The sequence below is a fragment of the Actinophytocola sp. NPDC049390 genome (genome assembly GCF_044466355.1).
Classification (GTDB): Bacteria; Actinomycetota; Actinomycetes; order Mycobacteriales; family Pseudonocardiaceae; genus Actinophytocola.
In genome coordinates this window covers 1-8,338 of sequence record NZ_JBITMQ010000039.1, presented here as the reverse complement: position 1 = coordinate 8,338, position 8,338 = coordinate 1, and the positions used below count along the sequence as shown (strand labels likewise).

Below are 8,338 nucleotides of genomic sequence, written 5' to 3'. Positions count from 1 at the left end.
TGTAGGTTCTCATGTTTGATTTCATTTTCTCACTGATTTTTCGTCGGTCTTTCGTATGTGAAAGATCGATGAGAAGTCGGACGGTCGAGTCGCCCGTGCGGGGTCACTCGTTCGTGTCTGATGGCTGGGCTGTCGGGGTGATCGGTCGCGTGTGCCTTCACCTGTTGATCGTGGAGCGGCGTGATGGTCGCCGCATGAAACTTGTACGCAGTGAATCCCTGCCGAGAGCTTTGCCCGGCCGGCGTGGATGTGACGTTGTGGTGCGCTATCGCGGTGGTGACGGCGGGTTCGTGGACACGCCGTTGGACCGGTTGCCTGTCGATGAAGTCCTGGCCGGGTTGCCGGTGCGCGAGTTTCGTGCGTATCGCGGACGGCGGCATTACTCGGGCTGGTACTGGTCGGCGACGACGGGTGGCCATGTGGTGTATGAGAGTCGGTTGGAGTTGGCGCGGATCTTGTTGGCTGACAAGGACTCCACAGTGGTGGCGATCGCGGCGCAGCCGTTCTTGGTGGAAGAGTTCGACGGTGAGCAGAAACGGCGACACGTGCCGGATCTGTTGCTCGGGCACGCCGATGGCGCGGTGACGGTGGTCGATGTGAAAGCCGCGTCGCGGATGGACGATCCGAAGGTGTCGGCGCAGTTCGCCTGGATGAGTCGGTTGTGCGAGCAGCGGGGTTTCCGGTTCGAGGCGTGGTCGGGTACGGATCCGGTGCTGTTGGAGAACGTTCGGTTCCTGGCTGGCTACCGGCGGCCGGCACTGGTCGCCGAGGAGTTGGTGCCGCTGGTGCTGGAGGTCGTGCGCGAGGCGGGGATGTCGCCGTGCACGGTCACGGACGTGGAGCGGCGGCTGACCGGAACAGCCCGGTGGACCCAGGTACGGCCGGTGATCTTGCATCTGCTGTGGCAGTCGCGATTGATCACGGGCCTGTCCCGCCGATTGGACGGCGACACGATCGTGCGGCTGGGAGCAGCGTCATGAACGGCAGCATGAGCTGGGGCGTGAGCGGGCGGACGATGACGGTGACAGTTGGCGCATCGTTGCTGCTGGACGGAGAGGTGGCGCGGGTGGTGGAGTTCGACGGCCGCGCGGTGGCCGTCGAGTTGTCCGGCGGTCGCTACAGCAGTCTGACGGTCGCGGAGCTGGTTCGGCGAGCACGTGGCTTGGAGTCGGTTACTCAGGACGATGATCCGGGGTTGGCGTTGGCCGGGCTGTCGGCGGCGGAACGTGAGCGGTTGGCGCGGCGGGCGGCGCATGTTCGGGAGGTGCTGACCGGATACACCTCGGGCCACGCCGCGGCGGCTCGTCCGGGTGAGCCGCGTGCGGAGTACGCCGAGGCAGTGCCGCTGACTTCCCGGTACGCGGCCAAGGCTGCCGAGTTGTTGGTGACGGCCAGGACGGTGCAGAACTGGGTCGCCGCTTATCGAGCCGGCGGCGAGGCCGCGCTGCTGGACGACCGGCATCGCCGTGGTTGGTCCAGCGTTGATCCGCGCTGGGACGCGGCGGTGCGCGCAGAACTGGCGGCCGGTGTCGCGGCGTCGACGCCGACTCGGAACGCGTTGTTGATGCGGGTAGCGGCCCGGTTGGAACGTGAGCACGGCCCGGGGGTGGTTCCGGTCCCGTCGCAGGCTACGGCCTACCGCCGGCTGGCGGTGTTGACCAAGGGCACGAACGCGGTGTCCGGCTCGGCGGCGGCCCGCCGGTCGATCGCCGAGCGACCGCAGGGCGCCTATGGGCGGCTGCGGGCGACCCGCCCCGGCGAGTACTTGATCCTGGACACCCAGGACCTGGACGTGTTCGCGATGGAACCGGTGACCTGCCGGTGGGTGCGGGCCCAGCTGACCGTCGCGCAGGACCTGTTTGACCGGCAGATCCTCGGGTTGAAGGTGACGCCGGTGTCGACCAAGGCCGTGGATGTCGCCGGGGTGCTGTTCGAGGCGGTGACCGGCCGGAGTTCCGGTCGGCCGGCGTTGGGTCCGGTGCACGGGCTGCCGGAGCGGCTGGTCTTCACCGAAACCAGTGGTGAGATGACCGGCGAGGGCGGCAGTTGGAGTGGTGCTGGGGAGGTGTGGTGTCCGCCGGAGACGCTGGTGGTCGATCATGGCAAGGCGTTCTTGTCTGCGCACGTGATCGGGGTCTGTGCCCGGCTGGGCATCTCGATCCAGCCGGCGCAGCCGCGCAAGCCGACCGATAAGCCGACAGTGGAGCGGTTCTTCAAGTCGTTGCGCGAGGGCCTGATCCAGCATCTGCCCGCTTATAAGGGCCCGGATCTGCACAGCCGCGGCCTGCGGGTGGAGGAGCAGGCGTTTCTGTTCTTGCACGAGTTGGAGGATGTGATCCGGGACTGGATCGTCTCGGTCTATCACCCCAGCGACCACAGTGGGCTGGCCGTGCCGGAGTGGCCGAACCTGGCGGTCTCGCCGAACGAGATGTTCGCCGTCGGGATCGCCAAGGCCGGCATGTTGCGGCTACCGGCGGCGCCGGAGTTGGTGTTCGAGTTCCTGCGGGTCGCGTGGCGGACGATCCAGCACTACGGCGTGGATGTCGACGGACGCCGCTACAACGGCCCGGCACTGAACGGGCACCGCAACGAGACCAGCCCTTACCGGGGTGTCGCGGCCGGGAAGTGGCCGATCCGCGTCAACGACGACGACGTCCGCTTCGTCTACTTCCAGGAACCCGCTGGCGAACGTGGTGGCGAACCCGGTGGTGGTAGTTGGCATCGGCTGGACTGGGAACACACCCCGATGCTGAACACTCCGTTCTCCGCCGAGGCCGCCCGCTACGCACGCGCCCTCGCGACCAGGACCGACCGGTTCGCCGACCCGAACAGCACACTGGCGCAGGTGCTGGCGCGGTGGAGCACCGGCGAGATCACCGACCGGCGCGAACGCCGGATGGCCGCCCGCCTGTCCGCTGAGCGGGCCGCGATCCCTGGCCTGGCCGACACCGAACTTGCCGAGGCGCTGCCCACAGCGCCTCCCACAGCGCCTCCCACTGCGCTGCCCACTGCGCAGCCGGCTGAGCCGGACACCGGCACTGGCGCCCATCTGGCCGTGGTGACGGGTGACGACGACGAGGAAGCCGAGGTGTTGGCCGATCTGGACGCCTTCTACGACGACGCGCTGGAGGTGCTGGAATGAGCCGAACTCATCACCAGGCGCCTCAACAGAAACCCGCGCAGCAAGCGGGCCAGGAGGGTGCTCAGGTGGCCTACAGCTTGTCCCGCAAGGAAGGGTGGCGCCGGTTCGTCGAAACCACACCCCGCACCCGGCCCGAGACGCTCACCGCCACAGCGCTGGCCAGGTTGGGTGGTGACGTTCGAGCGGACTACGACGAGGCCCGCCATGACTGGCATGCGAACTTCGGCACGATCGCCACACCCCAGCTGACCGCGGTCCGCGACGAGTTGGAGCTGATCGTCGCGTCGAACCGGCAGGATGCCGACCGGGTCTGCGGTGCCGCCGTGATCGATGGGCAGCCTGGGTTGGGCAAGACCACGATCGCGAACCTGTTCGGCCGCGACTTCGACCGCACCGCCCGTCGCCGGCACGGCACGGTGACCGAGGCGGGGGACGAGCGGATCCCGGTGTTCCGGGTCGGGCTCACCTCGAACACCACCCTGCGCACGCTGAACAAGATGATCTGCGAGTTCTACGGCCACCCCGGCGCATCGCGCGGCTCCGCCGCGCAGTTGGCCAGCTACGCGCTGGACTGCGTACTGCAATGCGGAACGCGAGTCGGGATCATCGACGACGTCCACTTCATCGACCAGCACAGCCGCGACGGGCTCGCGGTCAGCAACCATCTCAAGTGGCTGGCCAACGAACTGCCGATCACGTTCATCTACGCCGGTGTCGGGCTCGCCGAACGCCGATTCTTCGACGAAGGACTATCCGGGCCATCGGTCGCGCTGGCCCAGACCGCGCGCCGCTGGACCCGCCTCGCAGTCGACCCCTTCGAACGCGGCAAGCACTGGCGAGCACTGCTCAAAGCGATCGAGAAACAACTGGTCCTCGCCCACACCCGGCCGGGCCAGCTGACCAGCCTTGCTGACTATCTGTTCGCCCGCACCGGCGGGCACATCGGCTCACTGATGACCCTGATCACCCGAGGCTGCTTCAAAGCGATCAGAACCGGCGACGAACAACTCTCCCACGACCTGCTCGACAGCGTGCGCATCGACGAAGCGTCGGAGAAAGCCCGTCACCGGCTCGAAGCCGCCACCCGCACCTCCCGAACCGCCCGGCAGCGAGCGGCCTCATGACTACCCACACGACCGTCAACCAGGCCACCCACATCCACAGCAACGTCAGCAGGAACCGCACCGGGAAGCGCGGCGGGGAGGGTGTGGATTCCCTGGTGCGAGCATTGCCGCTGCGCACCGCGATCCTGGACGGGGAGAGCATCGATTCGTGGATCGAGGCCATGGCCCGCCGCCACCGTCTGGGCCTGCGGTCACTGCTTCCGGCGCTCGGCATCACCCCGACCACGCCGTCCACCTTCAGGTTGATCTACGGCGTCAACCAGCGGGTGTTGCGGCGCCTCGAGACCGCCACCGGGCACCCAGCCGGTCGTCTGGACAGCGCGGTCGGCGACGAGATCGCGGCAGCGCACCGTCTTCGCTCCGGCGGCACCCGGTACTGCCCGCGCTGCCTCGCCGACACTCACGGCCGTTGGCAGCTGTCCTGGCGGCTCAGTTGGACGGTCGCATGCTTCCGACACCGGCTGCTCCTCCTCGACAGCTGCCCGGCATGCACGGTCACGCCCCGGATCAGAATCAGCGGTGTCACCCCACCCCTTCCTCCGGCCACCTGCACGCACACCATGACGCCACGAAAGCAGCGCTGCGGCACCGACCTGACCACCGCTCCGACCGTCGCTGCCACCGACGACGTCCTCAACGTTCAACGCTGGATCCAGAACCTCATCATCCATGCCAGCGGCCGTCACACCGGGCAGAACGCCGGTGAGGACCGCACCCACGACGCCGGGGAAGACACGGGGGAAGCTGTCGCAGAATATGCGGCTGTGGTGCTTGCCGATCTTCCGGTGGTGATGTCCTGGCTGCTGCACAGCAACCACGACGCACTGATCACCGCCGCCAATCGGATCAACCCCAACCGGCCCACCCACCACGACAGCCAGAACGGCGCACACCGGCTTCACGGCACCGACACCGCACTCACCGCAGCCGCACTCATGCAGGCCAGGACAATCCTCGGCAGCAGCAGCGATCAGGCCGCGGTCTCCGACCTCGGCGCGATCTTGTCCAGACTTCCGACCTCACGGCGGGTCCCGCCTCCGGGCATGCCCCCGCCGCAGTGGCACAATTTGTCGCCTCGGTTCCAGAACCGGTATCTGCGCGCCGCCGACTCCGGCCTGCTGCCTACCGAACGGCTACGGCTGCGCACCATGCTCTTCACAGCCCAGCTTCCAGGCACAGAGCAATGTTCCCGGCCTGGCCTTGCTCGGGACACCGTGAGCGGGGATCGAGCCCGGTGGGTTCCGCAGATGTTGTGGCCGGACTGGGCAGCCCGCCTGCTGCCGACAGCCGGGTTCCACCCGGAACTGTTCCGCGCTGTGTTCAGCGTCTGTCTGCTCATCCCCGGCCACCCCGACCGTGATCTGCTGCCCGCCCTCACCGCACAGTTCAACCCCAGGGTGCGCCGAGCCAACGTCACGGGAATGCTGGCCGAACTCGGCGACCAGTTCGACTCCGCCATGCTCGGCCAGGTCCTCACCCTGCTCTGCCGCCTCACCGGCTACCTCGACCAGCACCGCGCACCCATCGACTACCAGCGCCGCCACGACCAGGTCCCCGCCGAACCCATCACCCTGCAGCAGTGGCGGGACCTGGCCTGCGCGGCCGGAGCGCACCCCGGAGACCGCAACCCCCGCGGGCGCCTCCTGCTCGCCCAACGCCACCTGCACCACCTGCTCACCGGCGCCGATCTCGCGAACCGGGATCACCCACTCGCATTCCGCAACCCAGGCGACCGCAACCGCTACGTCGACTTCACCGCCTCGCTGACCGGACCGTTGCGGCAGGCGCTGCACGAGCACGCCGCCGCGCTGCTGACTGACCTCGGTATCGACGAGCCGCTGACCTGGTCACCACCCGCCGAACTCGCCGGCGGACTCGACCTACCCGGCATCGACACAGACACCCTCGACATGGACACCATCAGCCGTCTCATCGTCACCGAACACCGTCCCCCAAGCGAAGCGGCACGTGCTCTGGGTGTCCACATCGAACACATCCGGCTCGCTCTCGAGCGGTTGGACCGGCCACAACGCCCGTGGGGCGTGAACGCCGCGCCGACCGCCTGGCTCACCGAACAACGCGCCCTCCGCCTGTTCACCCGCGAGTTCTTCGACCGCGAATACATCCACAAAGGACGCGGCCTCAGCGAGCTCGCCGCCGACACCGGGATCGGGCGTCACATCATCGCTCGCATCGCCAAACAACTCGGCGTCCCGCTGAACAACGGTCGGGCGCCGTTCCCCATCAACCCGGACTGGCTCCGCGACCAGTACTGCGACCAGCTGCGCTCGACCGCGGACATCGCCGCCGAACTCGGCACCGACCAGATGATCGTCAACAACGCCCTGCACCGGTTCGGCATCCCCGCCCGACCGCCCGGGATCTTCAGCCACCCACACATGATCACCAAACTCGGCAAAGACGTCCCCCGTGACATTCGTGCCGCGGTCGAGGGCACCCTGCACGGCTGGTATCGCCTGCACCGCTTCCAGATCACCATGGCCTTCCCCAGCCTGCACTCCGCCGCTGGCTACCTCGGCACGACACAACGCACACTGACCGACCAGTTCCAGCGGCTCGAACGCGACATCGGCGCCACGCTCTTCCACCGCGGCGCCTACAACAAGCCGCACCACCCAACCCCACGAGGTCACACCCTGCTGAGCGACCTCGCGCAAGATCGCATCCAGCAGGTGATGATGGGCAGCCTGCGCGCCGACCAGATCCGCCCCAAGCCCAGCGGAAAGATCCTCATCGAAGCGCAACGCCAGGCCATGGCTCCACGCAAACCTCCGCAACACCGTCGGTTCGACGACATCAACGTCACACGGCTGCGCATGACAACACCACTAAAAGCCATCCTCCGAGATCTTGTCGACAACCCCGGCGAGTTCTACGGTCACGAACTCCTCAACCGCACCAACGTGAGCGCAGGGGTCATCTACGATATCCTGCACCGCCTCTTGAACGTCGGCTGGCTCACCAGCCGCCCCGAAGACGAACACGCCTGGCTCGCCGGCGCCCCACCCGGCCGCGGCCCCGGACGACGCCGCACCTACTACACCCTCACCCCCGAAGGACGCCGCGCAGCCCTCCACGAACTCCACCACCACCACACCTTCCGCAACCGAAAGAAGTGAAGTCCATGAGAACCCGTCCCACAACAAACACGGAACGATGATGGCTCTGCAGTTCCCGACACCACTACACCAACGCGTCCTCGACGAGGTCATCGCCGAACTCCAAACGGATACCGACGTATGCGGGATCATGCTGGTCGGATCAGTAGCTCGCGGAACCGCGCGAGCCGACTCCGACCTCGACCTTGTCATCGTGGCCACCGAAGACAACAAGCAACCATGGCAACTCCGGCCACACCCATTGCCCGTCGACTTCACGGTCCGCACTGCCGAACAGTGGCGCGAGCATTTCACCCCGAACCAGATCGGCGACGAATCCTGGGGATACGCGTTCCTCGACGGCGTCATCCTGCACGACCCCACCGGCACCGTTGCCCGCCTCACCACCGACATCCCGAAAGTCCATGCACGCTACCGGGTGCCAGCACACATCAAGAACCACTACGCCCGGCTATGGCGACACGTGCGCCCAAAAATGCAGGCCGTGCTCCAACGCAACGACCCCGTGGAGATCGGCTGGGCAGCAGCCGCGATGACCAACGACCTGGTCCGGACCGTCTGGGCCGCCAACGACCTACCCAACCCGTCCCTCGACCTCGGCACCTTCCACCGGCACCTGGACGACCTCACCATCCCAACCGACGTCGCCGACCGACTCCGCGACATCCTGCGCACGCCGCCCACAGAGGCACTACGCCAACAACTCAACCTGATCACAGCGATCGAACCCCACCTCGAACCAGCCGAACGCTCATCGACCAGCGACCAAGACGCCGACGCACGCCCCTGCGAACCAAACGAGAAACGGCCACCTACCTGAAGGACACGAAAAACCGATGAGAACCAGCCAGCGCAACACCCGTGAGAAACCCGACGTCCGCCCAGCTCGCGTCAAGATCAAACGAAAACAATCTTGAGAACCTACACTCGCG

5 protein-coding genes are annotated in these 8,338 nt (G+C 67.0%); all 5 read left to right on the top strand.

Annotation, left to right across the window (positions count from 1 at the left end; all coding sequences use genetic code 11):
* The first annotated feature begins 113 nt into the window (after positions 1-113).
* Positions 114-980, top strand: coding sequence for a TnsA-like heteromeric transposase endonuclease subunit (locus ACIBVP_RS45555; RefSeq protein WP_396112802.1), 867 nt, complete (start codon positions 114-116; stop codon positions 978-980).
* The gene (locus ACIBVP_RS45550; RefSeq protein ID WP_396112801.1) at positions 866-3,142 is read left to right on the top strand and encodes an integrase; all 2,277 of its coding nucleotides are present in this window, start codon (positions 866-868) and stop codon (positions 3,140-3,142) included. The genes ACIBVP_RS45555 and ACIBVP_RS45550 overlap by 115 nt, the downstream gene beginning before the upstream one ends.
* A 65-nt stretch (positions 3,143-3,207) precedes the next feature.
* Positions 3,208-4,266 carry an AAA family ATPase gene (locus ACIBVP_RS45545; RefSeq protein ID WP_396112800.1) on the top strand — a complete coding sequence of 353 codons (1,059 nt, stop codon included), beginning with the start codon at positions 3,208-3,210 and terminating at the stop codon, positions 4,264-4,266.
* Positions 4,263-7,406, top strand: coding sequence for a TniQ family protein (locus ACIBVP_RS45540; RefSeq protein WP_168524129.1), 3,144 nt, complete (start codon positions 4,263-4,265; stop codon positions 7,404-7,406). The genes ACIBVP_RS45545 and ACIBVP_RS45540 overlap by 4 nt, the downstream gene beginning before the upstream one ends.
* Before the next feature lie 37 nt (positions 7,407-7,443).
* Positions 7,444-8,226 (top strand): nucleotidyltransferase domain-containing protein, encoded by a 783-nt coding sequence (locus ACIBVP_RS45535; RefSeq protein WP_168524127.1) that lies wholly within the window; start codon positions 7,444-7,446, stop codon positions 8,224-8,226.
* The last annotated feature ends 112 nt before the right edge of the window (positions 8,227-8,338 follow it).